12 protein-coding genes are annotated in these 16,828 nt (G+C 63.9%); 6 read left to right on the plus strand and 6 right to left on the minus strand.

Features of this window, described 5'->3' with window-relative positions:
* Positions 1-42: 42 nt before the first annotated feature.
* Positions 43-1,557 carry an iron ABC transporter permease gene (locus tag ASU23_RS03680; RefSeq protein ID WP_058037275.1) on the plus strand — a complete coding sequence of 505 codons (1,515 nt, stop codon included), beginning with the start codon at positions 43-45 and terminating at the stop codon, positions 1,555-1,557.
* Entirely contained in the window at positions 1,554-2,594 is a 1,041-nt protein-coding gene (locus ASU23_RS03685; RefSeq protein ID WP_058037276.1) for an ABC transporter ATP-binding protein, read from the plus strand. Before ASU23_RS03680 ends, ASU23_RS03685 begins: the two co-directional genes overlap by 4 nt.
* A 201-nt stretch (positions 2,595-2,795) precedes the next feature.
* On the opposite strand, the gene ASU23_RS03690 is transcribed toward ASU23_RS03685, so the two are convergent.
* From ASU23_RS03690 to ASU23_RS03700, 3 genes are all read right to left on the minus strand, one after another.
* Complete coding sequence (locus ASU23_RS03690; RefSeq protein WP_058037277.1) at positions 2,796-4,196, minus strand: cell wall metabolism sensor histidine kinase WalK; 1,401 nt, start codon at positions 4,194-4,196, stop codon at positions 2,796-2,798.
* A 172-nt stretch (positions 4,197-4,368) separates the two neighbouring features.
* Complete coding sequence (locus ASU23_RS03695) at positions 4,369-5,040, minus strand: DedA family protein (protein ID WP_058037278.1); 672 nt, start codon at positions 5,038-5,040, stop codon at positions 4,369-4,371.
* Positions 5,037-5,957: a phosphatase PAP2 family protein gene (locus tag ASU23_RS03700; RefSeq protein WP_253741173.1), complete on the minus strand. Its 921-nt coding sequence runs from the start codon at positions 5,955-5,957 to the stop codon at positions 5,037-5,039. The genes ASU23_RS03695 and ASU23_RS03700 overlap by 4 nt, the downstream gene beginning before the upstream one ends.
* Positions 5,958-6,101: 144 nt before the next feature.
* On the opposite strand from ASU23_RS03700, the gene ASU23_RS03705 reads away from it, so the two are divergent.
* Positions 6,102-7,358: a hypothetical protein gene (locus ASU23_RS03705; protein WP_058037279.1), complete on the plus strand. Its 1,257-nt coding sequence runs from the start codon at positions 6,102-6,104 to the stop codon at positions 7,356-7,358.
* Positions 7,359-7,609: 251 nt separating this feature from the next.
* On the opposite strand, the gene ASU23_RS03710 is transcribed toward ASU23_RS03705, so the two are convergent.
* The 3 genes from ASU23_RS03710 to ASU23_RS03730 all read right to left on the minus strand — a co-directional run bounded on the left by ASU23_RS03710 (position 7,610) and on the right by ASU23_RS03730 (position 11,729).
* The gene (locus tag ASU23_RS03710) at positions 7,610-8,908 is read right to left on the minus strand and encodes an esterase family protein (RefSeq protein ID WP_058037280.1); all 1,299 of its coding nucleotides are present in this window, start codon (positions 8,906-8,908) and stop codon (positions 7,610-7,612) included.
* A gap of 301 nt (positions 8,909-9,209) precedes the next feature.
* Positions 9,210-10,328, minus strand: a complete 1,119-nt coding sequence (locus ASU23_RS03715) for a phosphodiester glycosidase family protein (RefSeq protein WP_172827002.1) — start codon at positions 10,326-10,328, stop codon at positions 9,210-9,212.
* Between the two features lie 1,053 nt (positions 10,329-11,381).
* The gene (locus tag ASU23_RS03730) at positions 11,382-11,729 is read right to left on the minus strand and encodes a hypothetical protein (protein WP_082661318.1); all 348 of its coding nucleotides are present in this window, start codon (positions 11,727-11,729) and stop codon (positions 11,382-11,384) included.
* A gap of 607 nt (positions 11,730-12,336) precedes the next feature.
* Between ASU23_RS03730 and ASU23_RS03735 the strand changes: the two genes are divergently transcribed.
* The 3 genes from ASU23_RS03735 to ASU23_RS03745 all read left to right on the plus strand — a co-directional run bounded on the left by ASU23_RS03735 (position 12,337) and on the right by ASU23_RS03745 (position 16,478).
* Complete coding sequence (locus ASU23_RS03735; RefSeq protein ID WP_058037285.1) at positions 12,337-13,200, plus strand: hypothetical protein; 864 nt, start codon at positions 12,337-12,339, stop codon at positions 13,198-13,200.
* Positions 13,201-13,293: 93 nt separating this feature from the next.
* Entirely contained in the window at positions 13,294-13,587 is a 294-nt protein-coding gene (locus ASU23_RS03740) for a hypothetical protein (protein WP_156423087.1), read from the plus strand.
* A gap of 293 nt (positions 13,588-13,880) precedes the next feature.
* The gene (locus ASU23_RS03745) at positions 13,881-16,478 is read left to right on the plus strand and encodes a bifunctional lysylphosphatidylglycerol flippase/synthetase MprF (protein WP_082661317.1); all 2,598 of its coding nucleotides are present in this window, start codon (positions 13,881-13,883) and stop codon (positions 16,476-16,478) included.
* Positions 16,479-16,828 lie beyond the last annotated feature (350 nt).

Below are 16,828 nucleotides of genomic sequence, written 5' to 3' on the forward strand. Positions count from 1 at the left end.
GGGCACGCAAACACAGTGCGTCCCCCGACCGCCCGAACGCCGATGCCGCTCCCCTTGGCGGTTGCCGCGCTCATCGTTGTGGCCGCATCGATCATCCCGCTCGGGTACGTGATCGTCGAAAGCTTCGACACGGGTTGGGATACCGCCTCGGCGCTGCTGTTTCGACCTCGGGTCCGGGAATTGCTGACCAACACGGTGATGCTGGTCGTGGTCACGGTGCCGATCTGCATCGTGATCGGCGTAATCGCCGCCTGGCTCGTCGAACGCACCCGGGTGTTCGGGGCGAAGGTCTGGGCGGTCCTGCTCGCGGCGCCCCTGGCCGTTCCCGCGTTCGTGAACAGTTACTCGTGGGTGACCACGGTTCCCTCCCTGGGCGGTTTGCACGGGGGTGTCCTCATCGCGACCCTGTCGTACTTCCCTCTCGTGTACATCCCCACGGCCGCGACACTTCGGCGGCTGGATCCGGCCGTGGAGGAATCGGCGCGCGCGCTCGGTGCCGGGCCGTGGGCAGTGTTCTTCCGCGTCGTGGTGCCTCAGCTGCGGCTGGCCATCGCTGGAGGAGCGCTGCTGGTCTCGTTGCACCTGCTCGCCGAGTACGGTGCGTTCGTCTTCATCCGGTTCGATACGTTCACCACCGCGATTTTCGAGCAATACCAGTCGACGTTCAACGGAGCTGCGGCCACAATGCTCGCTGGTGTCCTGGTGTTGCTCTGCCTCACTCTGCTGGTGATCGAATCTGTGGTCCGGGGCAGTGCGCGGTACGCCCGCATCGGCGCCGGAGCCGCCAGGCGTGCCGTGCCCGCCGAACTCCGCTGGGGGAATTCGCTGGCCGTCCTGCTCTTCCTCGGAGTGCTGATCGTACTGTCCGTCGGTGTCCCGGTGATCAGTGTCCTACGCTGGCTGGTCATCGGCGGGGCGGCGGTCTGGAAGCTCGATACTGTCGGCTCCGCGCTGGTCCAGACCGTCGGCTTCGGCATCGCCGGCGCCGTGGTGACGTGTGTTCTCGCATTTCCGATCGCGTGGATTTCGATTCGCCACCGCGGGCGATTCAGCCGGTTCTTGGAAGGCTGCACGTACATTTCGAGCTCACTGCCCGGCATCGTGGTGGCGCTGGCGTTCGTGACCGTCTCCATCCATTATCTACATCCGCTCTACCAAACGGTCACCGTTGTCATCGCGGCCTACGCACTGCTGTTCTTGCCGCGCGCGCTGGTGAACCTGCGAGCGGGGTTCGCGCAAGCGCCCATCGGCCTGGAGGAAGCCGCGCAGTCGCTCGGTGTCTCGCCACTGTCAGCATTTTTCCGGGTGACGCTGCCGCTGGCAGCCCCCGCCACGGCGGCGGGCGGAGCGCTGGTGTTCTTGGGGATCGTGAACGAGCTGACCGCCACCCTGCTGCTGGCGCCGACCGGCACCCGCACCCTGTCCATGCAATTCTGGTCGCTGAGCAGTGAGATCGACTACGCCGGCGCAGCACCGTACGCGCTGATCATGATCGTGCTGTCGCTGCCCATGACTTACGTACTCTTCACCCAGTCGAAAAAGGTAGCCGGACTATGACCAACGCACTCGAAGTGGCAGGGCTCGACAAGAGGTTCGGCTCCGCGGCAGTCCTCCACCAGATCGCGTTCGACGTCGAGGCCGGATCCACTACCGCTATTGTCGGGCCGTCGGGCTGCGGGAAGACCACGTTGCTCCGCCTGATCGCCGGGTTCGAGAAACCGGACGCCGGCACCATCGCCCTTGCCGGCCGTATCGTCGCAGGTGGAAAGTGGACGCCCGCGCACCGACGGTCGGTGGGATACGTCGCCCAGGACGGAGCGCTGTTCCCGCACACCACTGTTGGCGCCAATGTCGGGTTCGGGCTGCCCCGCCGTGACCGGACCGCGTCGAAGGTCGCCGAACTGCTCGAGATGGTGTCGCTCGATGCCTCCTACGCGAGCCGGCGACCCGACCAGCTCTCCGGCGGGCAGCAACAGCGCGTGGCGCTCGCGCGGGCACTGGCCCGCGAACCGGAACTGATGCTGCTGGACGAGCCGTTCTCCGCGCTCGACGCCGGCTTGCGGGCCACTACCCGGCGGATCGTCGCCGATGTCCTGGCAAAGGCCGGAATCACCACCATCCTCGTCACCCATGATCAGTCCGAGGCTCTCTCGTTCGCTGATCGTGTGGCGGTCATGAGCGCCGGACGCCTCGCGCAGATCGGTACCCCACGCGAAATCTATTCCACCCCCATCGATGTCCCCACCGCGCAGTTCATCGGTGACGCCGTCGTTCTGTCTGCACAGGTCGTGGACGGCACCGCCCACTCTGCGCTCGGTGATATCGCTGTGTCGCCGAATGGCATTCACGGCGACGCCCGCATCATGGTGCGGCCGGAACAGATCGAACTCACCCCGGACGGCGCAGGCATATCCGGGACGGTGGTCGACATCGAATACCTTGGATCCGAGATGCTGCTCGGCATCCGCCTGGACACCGCAAGCGGAACAGACGCCGAACGAGTCACGGTCCGCCGTTTCGGTGCCACCGCTCTCACCCCCGGAGACCGCGTCGGCATCCGAGTCGCCGGCCCCGCCGTGACATACCCCGCGTGAGATCCGAACGCATCAGGGATCCGGAGGAGGACCGCAACTACGGACCCATCTGCAAGACGCACCCACTAGTCGCGCCCGGCGTGCTGGGGCATCACCTCTGATGCCCAATCGACTGCCAGGTCGGTCTGACGTCGCGAAGCCAGCCGGAGACAGAATCATCCTTGGCCCCCCGACGCGCACCCTGCCGCGCCGAGTATCGGTTCAGGACTCCTCGGCCGGGGTCACCGGACTCGCCGCAAGTGTGACCACGACCTGACACCCGCCCTGTCCGCTGTCACCGATCCGTACCGAACCTCGGTGGGCGGAAACGATTTCCGTAACAATCGCCAAGCCGAGACCCGAACCGCCGAGGTTGCGTTCACGGGAATTGTCGAGTCGCACGAACCGTTCGAGGACTCGGTCCCGATCTGGCTGCGGGATGCCAGGGCCGTCGTCGGAAACGATGACCTGCGCGGTGTCCCCATACTGCATTACCTGCGCATGGACGGTCTGTGCCGCAAATCGGATGGCGTTGTCGATGAGGTTGCGCACTACTCGCTCGAGCTGAGTGCGGTCGCCGCAGATCCGCACAGGGCTCAGCGCGGCCGTGATCGTCTTCTCGGTCCCACCGCGAGCGCGGTGGACTTCGGCGTCCACGACGTCGTCGAGGTCCACGTCGCCGAGACGCAGGGGTAGACCGTGTTCGTCGGCGCGTGCGAGCAACAGCAGGTCGTCGACCAGTAGATGCATGCGTGTGACCTCGGGTAGCAATGTTTCGCGTACGAGTTCGTGATCGAGCAGTTCTGGGCGGGCGTCCGCCAGCTCCAAGGCAAGGGTGAGGGTGGTCAATGGGTTTCGTAGCTCGTGGGATGCGTCTGCGACGAATCGGCGTTGCGCGGTGTGGCCGGCGTCGATTCGGGTGAGCATGTCGTTCATGGTCCGGGCCAACGCCGTGATCTCGTCGCGGGGCGTGGGCACGGGAATCCGTTCACCGAGGTCGTTACTCGAGATGGCGGCGACCTGGGTGCGGATGTGTTCGACCGATCGCAGCGAACGCCGTACCAGTGTGTAGGTCGCTACTGCGGCGACGAGAGCGATGACCGGGCCACCGAGGGCGAGGAGCCCACCTACGGTGGCGACGGTGGCTTCTACCGATTCTGCGCTCACCGCGACGAGGACGGTGTAATCGGTTGCGCCGCTGGAGGCTCCCTGCGCGGTGATCCGGAGATCTGTCCCATGGTCGGTCGGCCCGGACAGTCCCCGCGCCGGCGGCCCACCGGCGGGCGGGCGCGCGTCGGTCGCCGGGGCGCCGGGGTCGGGGTCCGATGTCCGCACGACCTGCCCTGTCGGATCGATGACTTGGACGAGGACGATGCGTTGATTGGTGCCGAACAACTCACTGTCGAGGTCTGTGGGTGAGTCCGACTGCAGGCTGGTGGTGATGTCCTGGGCTCGGATGGTCGCGGCGTCGTCGAGGGCCGAGAGCAGCGCCCGATCCAGTACGAACAGCAACGCCGCCGCCCCGAGCGCCAGGGCGATGGTCACGACACCGGCCGCAGCCAGTGCAGACCGGATCGCCAGTCCCCACACCGAGGGTCTGAGCCATTCGGGTACCGACCTCATGCGGTCATCATCCGCTCGCGCGGTCCTCTGCGGCGTCGATGACAACAATCCGATCGGCGAATATCTGACGGTTAAGCGCGGTCACAGAACGCGCATTCCGGCCGGGTAGCTCGACGGCCATATGAAGGCGTTGACGAGCAGGTTGTCGATTGGGGATTCGCGCTGTTCACCGTCACAGGTCGCTGTCTGCGGTCGAGACGTTGGCCTGTTGGCCGGCCGGCTGGGTTGTTCTCTGCCGTCGTGACCGCAGAGCGTTGATCAGCAGCGGCGCGACGGAGAGGAACACGATCACTATCAGAATCACTTCGATGTGACTACGGACGAATCCGATTCCGCCGAGCAGGTACCCCAGTGTCGGCACCCCGATTCCCCAGACGGTGCCGCCGATGACGTTGTAGACGGTGAAGGTGCGGTACTTCATCCCCGATGCGCCGGCCATGACCGGCGCGATCGTGCGGGCGACGGGGACGAAGCGGGCCAACAAAATTGTGCGCGGGCCGTAGCGGTCGAAGAACCGCCGCGACTGCTCGAGTTGTTTCGGGCCGATCCGTCTGGCACTGGGCCGATGAAATACTGCCGCCCCTGCCTTCCGTCCGATCAGGAAGCCGAGTTGATCGCCGACGATCGCAGCGATCGGGATGGTGAGCAGCAGCAACCACAGTGGAGCGAACGGATGCGGCTGCGCGGCGAAGACTCCGGCAGTGAACAGCAACGAGTCGCCCGGCAGGAAGAAGCCGACGAGCAGGCCCGTTTCGATGACGACGGCGCCGAGGACGCCGAGCAACCCCAGGGTGCCCAGCAGTGTCGAAGCGTCCAATATTCCAGGCCCTAATGCCACGTTCATGCTGGTTGTCCCATCGTCGTCGGGTTGTTGCGGTCCCGGGCAGTGCTGCTCGCGTCCAAGGCTCTGGAGCGCCGGTCGTGGGAGCGGGCCATCCAGCTCGTGTAGATCGCGCCGCCGATCACCGCGGCGAGGCCGCCGAGGAGCATGCCGCCGATGACATCGCTGAGCCAGTGTTCACCGAGGTACAGGCGAGTCACCGACACCACTACCGCCACGACTGCGGCCGTCACCAGCAACAACGCCCGCCGGGCCGGAGACCAGGCATACCCGAGCAGGAGAGCGGCGGTCATGAACAACGCCATCGCCCCCGTCGCATGCCCGGACGGAAAGGAATGGTCCGTCTCGAGCAGGACCTGGGACGCGATCGGGGGACGTGACCGCCCGACAACGGATTTCGTCACGGTCGAGACCAGCGCAGCCCCACCGACCGTCCCGATGAGAATCAGCGCGGGGATCGACGAGCGGGCTCGCCGGGACAGCACCGCACCGATCACGACCGCGAGGACGACGGTGCCCACCGGCCCGCCGGCGTCGGTAACAGCGATAGCCGGTCCGGTCACCCAGTCCGAGCGGTGCCCGGTAAACCAACCCAAGACCGCCGGGTCCGCGCTGGTCAACCAGTCTCCAGCTTTTACCTGATACGCCAGCGCGACAAACGCCGCCGCCAATCCGGCGCCCTGCAGGCAAATCAGCGCCGTTCCGGCCGAGCGGCGAGTTCCTGGCAGGCTCCGCCAAAGCGAGGCACCCGAAAATAGCGCCACTCCCCCGACCAACACGGCCAGAGCGATCGCGGCTGCAGCGCCTTGATGTATGCCGGACACCAAATCGTGGGCCCTCCCGACCAGGTTCATACGGACCGACGCACCGTGCCCCGCCGCCGATACCAATGACAGCGAATGTGGCTCCACTTCTTTCACCCCATCAGTATCGAAGTCGGCAGCTGTGGAGCCGCTGAGAATGGGACGCCGATCGCGCCCTTCCGGCCGGGCAGACTGTCGGCACGAATAGGTGCGAGGTCTCTCTCAGGGCGTTTTCAGCATCGTCTCTCTACGGTCGGATCTGTGAGTGAGACAACGAGATCTGAAGCTGCCACGACCCAGCGAGTGATGCTGAGTAAGGTCCCCGAGATCACGGTCTGGTTCTGGATCATCAAGATCCTGTGCACCACTGTCGGGGAAAGCGTCGCCGACTGGATCAACATGACCTTGGGTCTAGGCCTGAACACGACCGCCCTCATTTTCACGGTGATACTTGCCGTTGTCCTGGTGTGGCAGTTGCGCCTCAACCGCTACGTACCGTTCGTCTACTGGCTGGCGGTGGTGGTGCTCAGCGTCGCCGGCACGCTCTACACCGACATCCTGACCGACGATCTGGGTGTGCCACTCGCGGTGAGTACGAGCGTCTTCGCCGCGGCCCTGGCTGTGGTCTTCGGTGTCTGGTTCGCCCGTGAAGGGACCTTGTCGATTCACAGCATCATCTCACCGGCGCGGGAGTTGTTCTACTGGCTTGCTGTTCTGGTCACGTTCGCCCTCGGCACTGCCGCGGGTGATTGGACACTCGAGATCACCGGATGGGGGCCCGGCATCTCGGTCCTGCTGCCTGCCGGGTTGATCGTCTTGATCGTGATCGGCTGGCGGCTGGGCGCGAACGCAGTGCTCTCCTTCTGGCTCGCGTACGTGCTGACTCGCCCGCTCGGCGCCAACCTCGGCGACTGGGTTGCGTCCTCGTCCACCGATCGTGGTCTCGGTGCAGGTACAGCTCTCACGAGCGCTATTTTCCTTCTCGCGATTGTGGCGACGGTCGTCTATCTCACGACTACCCGCCGCGACGTCGTCACCGAACCCGAACTCCCACCCTCGCCGACCGGCACATCGCCTCGGGGACGCGAACGGATCATGCTCGGCTACTACGCCGCAGTCGCCGTCGCGGCCGGTGCACTGCTCGTGTGGGCCTCCGCCCAGCCGCACGAGGCCCTGGCGAGCGAAGAGGAAACCGGCACGGCCGCGGCGAGCGCGACCCTCACGCCGGGGCAGGTCAGCGCAGTGTTCCCTTCCACAGACATCGCCAACTTCCGCACCATCACGCAGGACACGCTGACAAAGGTGCAAGCCGGTGACCACACCGGCGCGGTTGCACGGATCAAAGACCTCGAAACCGCATGGGACGACGACGAAACATCTCTGCGCCCGCTCGACGCGACTGCCTGGGGTGCACTCGACGGCCGGATCGACAGCGTCCTCAAATCGGTTCGGGCCAGCACACCCGATCCGACTAACGAAACCCAAACTCTCACCGCATTGTTGACCGAACTTCAGTAGACGACCACACGCTGCACGCGCGTAACCCCGCAGTCGGCGGTACACAGGAGCCCTGTGAGGCGAGTTCCACGTCGAACTTTCCAGAGATGGTGCTGATCGATTGCACGGCTGCGCGTTCAGGGTTTTCTCAGGAGCAGACTGGCATCGTTGGCGACGGCGGTCGCGCTCCGCATTCACACGCATGCGCGCCTGCTCAGAAGCCCGTCCGGGTGCCGAAGGTCGGGCGGGCTTCTCCCGTGGCGCAGGATTGTTCAGGCTGTCAAACCCACACGCCTCGCCAACCAGGGAAGGGACTGTTCCAGCCCAGGCCCCCACACGTACCACGAGTGCCCGCCGGGAAGTTCGAGATACCGAACGGCCATACCGGCAGCGGTCGTCGCGTCAAACACATGACGAGCCTGGGGAAGGTCCGGATCCTCCTCTCCCGCAACGATTGTGCCGGTACTGGTCTTGAAGTCTCCGCGGTTGAGGACATCGAGAGGGTTGAATTTGCTGAACGCCTCACCGTTTCCGTCGAACACGCGATCCACGGTCAGCTCACGCGAGCCGAGGCTGGGTTCGTCTTCTCCGGTGATGTCCACGAAAGTCGGATAGACCGTAGGCGCGTTCACCCCCAGCACGAGCGCACACGTTCCGCCCGCAGAGAATCCTCCGACTGCCCAGTGACCGTGATCGGGGTCGACTTGTAAGTTCGTCTCGATCCACGCGGGGACGTCGACACTGAGATAGGTGAAGGCGTTCGCGGTGGGCGAGTCCATGCACAGAGGTTGCGAGAATTGATCGCCCAGTGAATCGGCCACCACGACGACAGGCGCCAAACCTGAATGATCGTGCGCGTAGGCATCTGCCACCTCGTTCAACCGTCCACCGTCGAACCAATCTCGTGGAGTTCCGGGTTGGCCGGGCACCAGCACGAGTACCGGCAATTGCGCCCGTGGGGTGGCCAAGTATGCCGGCGGAAGATAAATCCAGGCATCGCGGGCGCGGAATCCCGAGACCGTTCCCGCAATGTCGACGGTAGTGACCACACCATCCTCTGGCATATCCGACGGCGGTGACCACACTGCGCCGAGCGATGCACCGGCATTCACGGTGACAAGGTTTTCGGTGCGGCCGGGGACGCTGTCGAAGTCGATTTCGTCGGCAAGGCTGACACCGAGAACGCCGCGCATGGTCGGGTATGTTCCGAACTCTTGATTGACCTGCGCCAAGCCGCAGACTGCTATCGCACCGACTGCGACCATTGCGAGAACTTTCACCGCCCACGACGTTCGGCGAAGCAGTGCGAGCGAGCCGGCGGCGAAGAGAATCCCCACCCACAGCAGTGCAACAGCAGGAACAGCGTCCGGAAACGGCTTCCAGATCTTGTTCACTCCCACCGACAAGGCGATCGCCGCAACAACACCGATCCCTAAGCTCAACGGCACACGAGCGAGCCACCACCGTCGTCCACGTCCGCGCAGCAGCCACACCAACGCGGACCATCCCAGTGCGAGAATCAGTATCCGAACGGGTCCGTCGATCAGCGATATGTCCAGCAAAACGATCACTCCTGCAGTTCCGGCATCCGTTCGCGGCGACCACTGTAAGGGATGTAGATGACACTGACATGACCACGCAACATGAACAGAGCCACGCGGACCGCTGACAGCCGGGACCCCTCCCCCTCGACCGATCGCCGCCGAGCTGACACCCACAAGTGAGACAGCTACCGGAACAGGGAAGGCAGCAGACCGCTGTCACATCGAGGTGACGGAAGCCCGATGTCGACAGCACGCCGTGGTGCACCGCGTGGGCGTCGCCGAGCTGAATTCGCCGATCGGCATCCGTGGTAGGTATCGCGGATGGCGTTCACGACCCGTCGAATTTCGCCGCAGTCGTCATCGAAGGAACGGATGGAGACAGGACCGAAGGCTGGTGCGGAGTCGGCTCCGACAGCGTGATGTAGAAGAAGTCGCGACGGTCCGGCGCCAGATACCGATTCGGGTGTTGTTGAATATCAGGCATCAGAGTGGTCGGTGCCAAAATACCCGAAGTGTCGGGCGCCCACGACGAGAACATCGTCATCCCGGAATGGATGTCGAGTTCCATACCGGTGACAGCGCCGGCGTCCACCAATGCGCGGGCAAGAGTCGACAAGTTCATCGCGCCACCGGCGATGTAGATCAGATCACCGGACGCAGTAGTTCCGAGGGCCGAGCGCTGGGTGTACTGCAGCTGATTCTCCGCCGAGCCCCACCGATTGTCACTGTTGACATCCAAGCCCTCCACCGCCGCACCGTGATCGACGATCAATGCGAGATTCTGACGAACTGCGCTGATCGAGGGTCCCATTGCATCGTCCCGGCCCCATTGTTCGACTCTCAGATGGCCGGCACTGTCTACAACGGCGGATGCCTGCCCATCACGCAGTGGCCGATACGCGGTGCCATCGAGGTAGAAACCGCCCTCGATATCGTTCATCTTGAATCCCGAGTTGAACACCGCCACCAAACTCGGGATGTCACCGGCTGGCACGTGCGCATCGCCCGGGGCATCACCACCGGGCTGGCTCGTGCCGGGCACAAGGTGCGCGCTCACCGCGGCATATGCAACGAGCGCGACGCCGGCCACGACACTTCGATGTTCAGGATCGGGTTGAAAGACCGACGTGTACGACGTGGTGACCCCGTGGACGTCCGCACGCCCGGGGGTCCACACCGGTGTGCTTTGCCCAGGGGCCGACGGAAGCACCGGTAGGTGAATGGCCGTCGTATCGGTGCCACCCGCAATCCCAACTGGGGCAACGTACTGATGCAGGTCGGGTTGACTGTCGCTCGGCGGTGTTGCAAATCGCCAATTCTCGTAGGCATCGAGAAGGCGTCCGCCGCCGATGTCTCTGATCCAGGTCGAGGTCTTGTCCGCCCATGTGGCATATCCGGGCGCGAGCAACGCCCTGCCGTAGGACATCGACAGCAGCACGAGCGTCACTGCGAAAACGATGCCCGTCATCCTCGCGGCCCGGCGGATCCGACCCGCCCGCGGTCGCGCAACCCCACCCGACTGCTCTCTCGTTCGCAGGACAACCATCACTGTTCCTCACTGCCCCGATGCCTTCTTTCATCCTGCGCGCGCGAGCCTGAAGCTTCGCTGAAGATCTCCCCAGTTCTCGAGCAATTTTCGGTGCGCATCGGAACCACAGCCTCCACATTCAGCGTTCTTTCAGAAAGAGCTCAGTAGCGTCGGCACTGGTTCGTCGAACTCACTGAGGATGAGCCGCTAGTAGGCGGTGCCCCCAAAATTTCAGAGGGTTGGGGGCGCCGCCTCGCTCTGGGATTCGGCGAGATGAGACCAGTGACCCACCGCCCCGTCTCCTACTGGAAATGTCCCCCACTAAGTGGCTGCGGCGAGTGGTGAGTCGTACAGGCAGCTCCCTCGGAATCTGCCGGAACCGCTCCGAGATAGCTAACACCGCCAGGCTGATCTCCCCCTGCTGTCGTCATTCGAGTGCAACTCGCCGCGATCGAACCGTGGTCCACGATCAGCGGCAAATTCCGCCGCACGGACACGATGTGCGGGTCCCCTGCCGCACCGCCCGTCCAGTCGATGACGCTCAGGTGCCCCGAGTCGTCGACCACCGCCGAGGCCTGGCCGTCCTACAAGCTCTTCAGCGCCACACCGTTCGAGAAATAGCCGCCGACAACATCGTTCAGCTTCCAACCGGAATTGAAGGCAGCCACCAGATTCGGCACCTCGGAACCGGGTACCGATGCGGCGGCGTTCGACCAGCAGCCACTGCGAGTAGCTTCCAGATCGATACTTCGCGAGGCGAAATCTGCCGATCGGAGCTGTGGACCGGTGGCGGCGGAAGGGCCGGTGCGAGCATGCGTGTATCTACTGCCAGAAGTGATTCGCTACATTTTCGATCGTGCACGGACGACATTGAAGAACACTGAAACTCACTCGTGTGCAACAGTGTTGGGATGAGGAGGGAGCCACGCCCGTCGGCTGAGGGCTGACGGACGCTGCGGTGAAGCTGCGGATCTACTGCCCTGGTGCGTCGGCGATGTCACCGGGCTCGGGCAGGTCCACCGAGCCGGGTGCGTCGGGTGTGTCTCCTGCTTCTGGCTTGTCGGCTGCGCCCGGTGCGTCCGAGGTGTCCCCGGCTTCAGGAACGTCCACTGTGCCCGGCGCATCCGGGGTGTCACCCGCCTCGGGTACATCGACTGTGCCCGGTGCATCCGGGGTGTCACCCGCGTCCGGAGTATCGACGACGCTGTCGTGCGAGGCCGCTGGCTGTTCGAGGGTATGCGCGGCGGCGATGCCGCCTCCGATCGATGCTCCGGCCAGCACGACGGCGGCGACCGCAACGATCTTGTTCTTGACGTTCACGAGGATTCCTTCGGTTGTCGGAGGCACATGGGACTGCGTGCGGTTCAGCGTCGACTCTGCGTGCCTGCTCCTGAAGAATCCCTGTGGAGAGCTGAGAGAATCCGGCTCGGCGGCCCGGTCCGCGGCCCTAATACCCCCGGAAATCGATTCGGCAGGGAGTCGAGCTGGCGATGGAGTTCGTAGAGAACCCGGCGTTGGCTGCGCGCATCGTCGGCATACCAACGGCGAGAGGAGGTTCGGCCCACCTCCCAGTCCGTCCGAGAAATCTTCTCAGCGCTCTAGATCCACGCCGAAGTCACTCGATCTCGGCGTGCAACATGGTGATGAACACGCGCCCTTGCTCGTCGTCGGCATTGCCGGCCATCGAAGGTCCGGGATCATCCTCTGTGTGCAGCATCGGTTCCGACACTGTCGGTCGCGGTGTCGAGTGCATCGGCCCGGGAGACGGTTCGAGATCCGGCTCCCGCTGTAGCGAATACGCGTTTTCAGCGATTCTTCAACAAACAGATGCCAGTCTCTGATCTGACGCGCGAGCGGTGGGCACGTTTCACCTCCTGCCGGGTGCCCCGCACCGGTAGGCAAACTCCGCGACTGGATAAGGAATACGATGACCGCTTCAGACGATCAGACCACGACAGACCGATCCGCGCTGCGCGTCGCGCGCAAACTTCCACACATCACAGCATCGTTCTGGATGGTGAAGATTCTTGCCACCACGCTCGGAGAGACCGGTGGGGACTTGCTCGCCCAGACCCTGCATGTGGGGTACCTCGTGGCTACCGCCGTCTTCGCTGCACTGTTCCTGATCGCGGTGATCTTCCAGCTGCGGGCCCGGCGCTACCACCCGGCCCTGTTCTGGACTGTCATCGCGTTGACCAGCACCGCGGGCACGACGTTGTCGGATCTGCTCAACCGTACCGGCGGACTGGGGTACACCGGCGGAGCCGTCCTGCTGACTACGGGTCTGACGGTGGTGTTTCTGTTGTGGTGGCGCAGCGGACAAACTCTCGACGTGGAGAACATCGCCACTGCCCGCGGCGAAGCTCTGTACTGGGTCGCGATCCTGTTTTCCAACAGTCTCGGTACCTCGAGTGGTGACTTCCTCGCAGACAGTATTGGGTTGGGTTTCCGTGACAGCGCACTTATCCTGCTCGCGGTGATGGCTGGCTTGCTTGCCGCACACTATTTCACCTCCATCAACGGCATCGTCTTGTTCTGGATCGCGTTCGTTCTCACCCGCCCCCTCGGTGCTACCGGTGGCGACTTCCTGAGCAAGCCCTCCGATCACGGCGGATTGGGGTGGGGAACCCAATGGACCTCCGCTGTGCTGTTGATCGTTCTCGTCGGTTTCGTCGTCGTAGAGGTGATCCGTATACGCAAACGCCCCGTCGACACTCTCCCTGCCCCGACCCATCGACGGACCGGGGAACCGCAGAAAGCCAACGGCGAGCTCCTTTCCGACCCAGCGTGAGTGTCGTACGGTTTCTCGACTCGCACGCATCGATCCCTTCGATTTGCCCCACCACGAGTGTTCTGACCACGGGCACGCAGGTGCCGGGACAGCATGGGGCCGGTAAGGCGTCGACGGTTGCCGGTGGCGTTGATCATCGGGGCGGCGGTCTTGACGGTTTCGGTCGACGTGCTCTGGAAGCCGTTTCCTGAACCTCTCCCTGTGGTTACGGTGCTGTGGGCCAGGCTCGCTCGGCGCAGCGGCGTTGGCGATGACGCTACTGCGTCCGGCTCGTTGCGTATGAAGGTGCTTTCGGTCGTTGCGGTCGCACACGATTACCCGACACGGCCGGCACCATCGTCGCAGGTAGCGCGGACCGCGTGGACGGCCCGCAGGCTCAGCGAATAGTGTCCGCAACCACCGCCGCGGGGGATAGATTGTGCGGTATCTCGAAATTCCGGGAGGACACAGCTGGAGTGTGTGGGGGCTGTCGCAGTCGTTGCCCTGGGTGGGAACCCGGTTGGGTTTGACGCCGTGACAACGGAGCTGCTGTCCCGGACCAGAGGAACTCGCCCGGTGACGAGTACCCGTGGCCGGTCTCAAGATTCGAAAATTTTGCAGGACCGGGCCAGCTTCGGCGACACACTCGCAACCGTACGAGGACCACTTGTGCGCGTCCGCAACGAGGAGGGCCTGAGATCGTGAGACAAACGGTACTGCACACAGCAGGGGTCAGGGAGCGGCTGCTGCATTCGGTGGCCGCCGCCGAGTCCGCCGCGCGGGCGCTACCCCGGTACACATCCTCAGCCGGGTCGTTCCTGCGCGAGAACATCGTTCGTGCCCCGGCCAGCGCACTGTTCGTCCTCATGATGTGGGTGGCGGCGATTGCGACATCGAGTGTGAGTCGCGGCCCGAGCCAAGCGGTGTTGACCTTCGTCGGTGTCGGGACCGAGTCACTGCATCAGGGCCGAGTGTGGACACTGCTCTCGGCTGGTCTGTGGGCACCGAGCACGGCGGGGTACCTTCTTGCGACGGTGATGGTGTTGTTCGCCGCTGCACCGCTCGAGAGACGTCTGGGCACGCCCACGTTGGTAGCGGCCGCTGTGCTGACACAGCTGGGCGGCACCGCACTCGGGGTGCTGTTCACCTCGATCACAGAGCACGTCGGTCTGCGGTGGGCATCGACATTGCACAGCGGTGTCGCGGTCGGTCCTACCACCTGGATCGTCGGTGTCGTCATGGCCGCAACGGTAGCGATGAGCACCTTGTGGCGGTGGCGGATACGGGTGATGACGGCGACCTTGTTGATCACCCTGGTTCTGTTCGGTGGCCACCTACAAGATGTCATCCGGCTCATGGCTGCGTTGGTCGGGCTGATCGTAGGCACGCTGCTGCTCGGTCGGCCGGCGCAGGGCCGACCGATGGCGGGCACTCAACGTGAGGGTCGTCTGTTGGTGGCACTCGTGTTGGCTGCCAGTGCGATCGGCCCCATCCTCGCAGCACTGTCGCCGAATGCGATCGGTCCGTTCGCCGGGCTCAAGGATGTTTTCGGCGGCTCGCAGGCCACCGTCGGGGACGTCCGCGCTCTGTGTGCAGCGGGAGGAGATCCGCAAGAGTGCCGGGAAGGTCTTGCTGCGCTGCGGCTTTCCGGGGTCGGTCCCACAATGCTGGCTATCATGCCGACCGTGTTCGTGCTGGCGGTCGCGGACGGTGTGCGGCGTGGTCGGCGCGGCGCGTGGTGGGCGGCAGTGATCTCTCAAGGCGTACTGATCGGATTGGCTGTGCTCAATGTGGTGTTGCGGTACATCGACAGCGTCACACCGGGTTCGGTGTTCTACGGATTGGAAGAGTCCTCCCAGATCGCCAGGTCGGCGATTCCGGTGTTGACCCCGATCGCCATCTTGGCGTTGTTGTTGTGGTCTCGGAGACTGTTCGACGCCACCGCGCCTGCAGGGTCTTACCGCCGGTTCGGGTACACAGCGGTACTGACAGTGGCGAGTCTGTTCGTGCTCTTCGTGGGGGGTGGTCTGCTGTTCGCAACTGGATTCGATCCTGCTGCCTCGTTCACCACACTCATCGCGGAATTTCCGAACCGTCTCATCCCGCCGGTGGACCTCCAATGGCTCGACCCACGGCTCCTACCCACCAGCACTCCGGGGACCGTGCTGTTCGAGTGGACGGGAGTGGTGTTCTGGTTGGTTCTGACCTTTGCCATGTTCAGAACATTCCTCAAACCAGCGGGCACTGTCGAGTCCGGTGATGTGCTGCGCGCCCGGGATATTCTGCGGTCGACTGGCGGTGGATCGTTGTCCTGGATGACCACATGGCGGGGCAATCAGTACTGGTTCGACGAGGCAGGAACCGGCTTCATCGCCTATCGGGTAATCGGTCGTGTTGCGATCACCAGCGGCAGCCCCGTGTGCCCGCCGTGTAGCGTTCGCGAATCGGTCGTTCGATTCGCAGACTTCTGTGTCGACAACGGGTGGACACCTTGCCTGTACTCGGTGTCGGCCGAGGTACGTTCGGTCACTGACAAATTGGGCTGGTCGAGTGTGCAGGTCGCCCAGGAGGCGGTCCTGAATCTATCGACGCTGGCATTTACCGGAAAGAAGTTTCAGGATGTGCGCACATCCCTCAACAGTGCGCACAAAGCCGGAGTGCACGCCGAGTGGGTGTCCTACCCCGACGCCCCGTTTGCGATTACCGACCAGATCGCGGCCATCTCCGAAGAATGGGTAGCAGACAAGGGCATGCCCGAGATGGGGTTCACCCTCGGCGGACTCGACGAACTCGACGACCATGAGGTCCGATGCCTCATCGCTGTGGACGAGCACCGGACCATACACGCGATCACCTCGTGGATGCCCGTCTATCGCGACGGACTCGCAGTGGGGTGGACGATGGACTTCATGCGCAGACGTGCCGATGGCTTTCGGCCCGCTGTCGAGTTCTTGATCGCCTCCGCGGCAATGATGACCAAAAGCGAAGGCGCGCAGTTCCTCAGCCTGTCCGGTGCCCCTCTGGCCAACGCCACAACCGCCGCAGAGGCCGACCAACCGACCGGAGTCATGGATCGGACGCTGGGCCTGCTCGGGCGGACGCTGGAACCGGTGTACGGATTTCGGTCGTTGCTCGCGTTCAAATCCAAATTCCAACCCGACTACAGCCCCCTGTACATGGCGTTCCCCGATCCAGCGGCCTTGGCGAGCATCGGCAGTGCGATCACCAAAGCGTATTTGCCGGAGCTGTCCGCACGGCAAAGTGTGCGCCTGATGACCAGACTGCTAAGGCGCTCCTGAAACCGGACCGAGCAATCATCGAACAGCCTCGATCACGTGATTCACTCCGGCGAACCACAGCCGATCGGGTGTACTCCACTTGTGAACGTGTGCTGTCGACTTCTGAAACTGACACCAGTCTGTGCACGCGAGGAACTGGCAACTCGGATCAGACTGGATCCTCCTGGAACGAGCGGAGCAGGGTAGATCAGTACACGTCACAGTGTTTTCGAATCAATGTTTTCGTGATGCGGGCCTTGACCCCGCGGGTTGGACACGCTTGATCCTGGTCTCAGACCAGGGAAAGCGAGAAGATCTAACCCGATGGCAAAGAAAAATTACTCCGAAGAGTTCCGCCGCGACGCAGTCGA

This window comes from Rhodococcus sp. KB6, from assembly GCF_001445685.1.
Taxonomy (GTDB): domain Bacteria; phylum Actinomycetota; class Actinomycetes; order Mycobacteriales; family Mycobacteriaceae; genus Rhodococcus_F; species Rhodococcus_F qingshengii.

Excerpts from the sequence above, each read along its gene's own strand:
- ASU23_RS03685 (WP_058037276.1), top strand. The coding sequence starts at position 1,554 with ATGACCAACGCACTCGAAGTGGCAGGGCTCGACAAGAGGTTCGGCTCC.
- ASU23_RS03735 (WP_058037285.1), top strand. The coding sequence starts at position 12,337 with ATGACCGCTTCAGACGATCAGACCACGACAGACCGATCCGCGCTGCGC.
- ASU23_RS03690 (WP_058037277.1), bottom strand. The coding sequence starts at position 4,196 with ATGAGGTCGGTACCCGAATGGCTCAGACCCTCGGTGTGGGGACTGGCG.
- ASU23_RS03680 (WP_058037275.1), top strand. The coding sequence starts at position 43 with ATGCCGCTCCCCTTGGCGGTTGCCGCGCTCATCGTTGTGGCCGCATCG.
- ASU23_RS03740 (WP_156423087.1), top strand. The coding sequence starts at position 13,294 with ATGGGGCCGGTAAGGCGTCGACGGTTGCCGGTGGCGTTGATCATCGGG.
- ASU23_RS03695 (WP_058037278.1), bottom strand. The coding sequence starts at position 5,040 with ATGAACGTGGCATTAGGGCCTGGAATATTGGACGCTTCGACACTGCTG.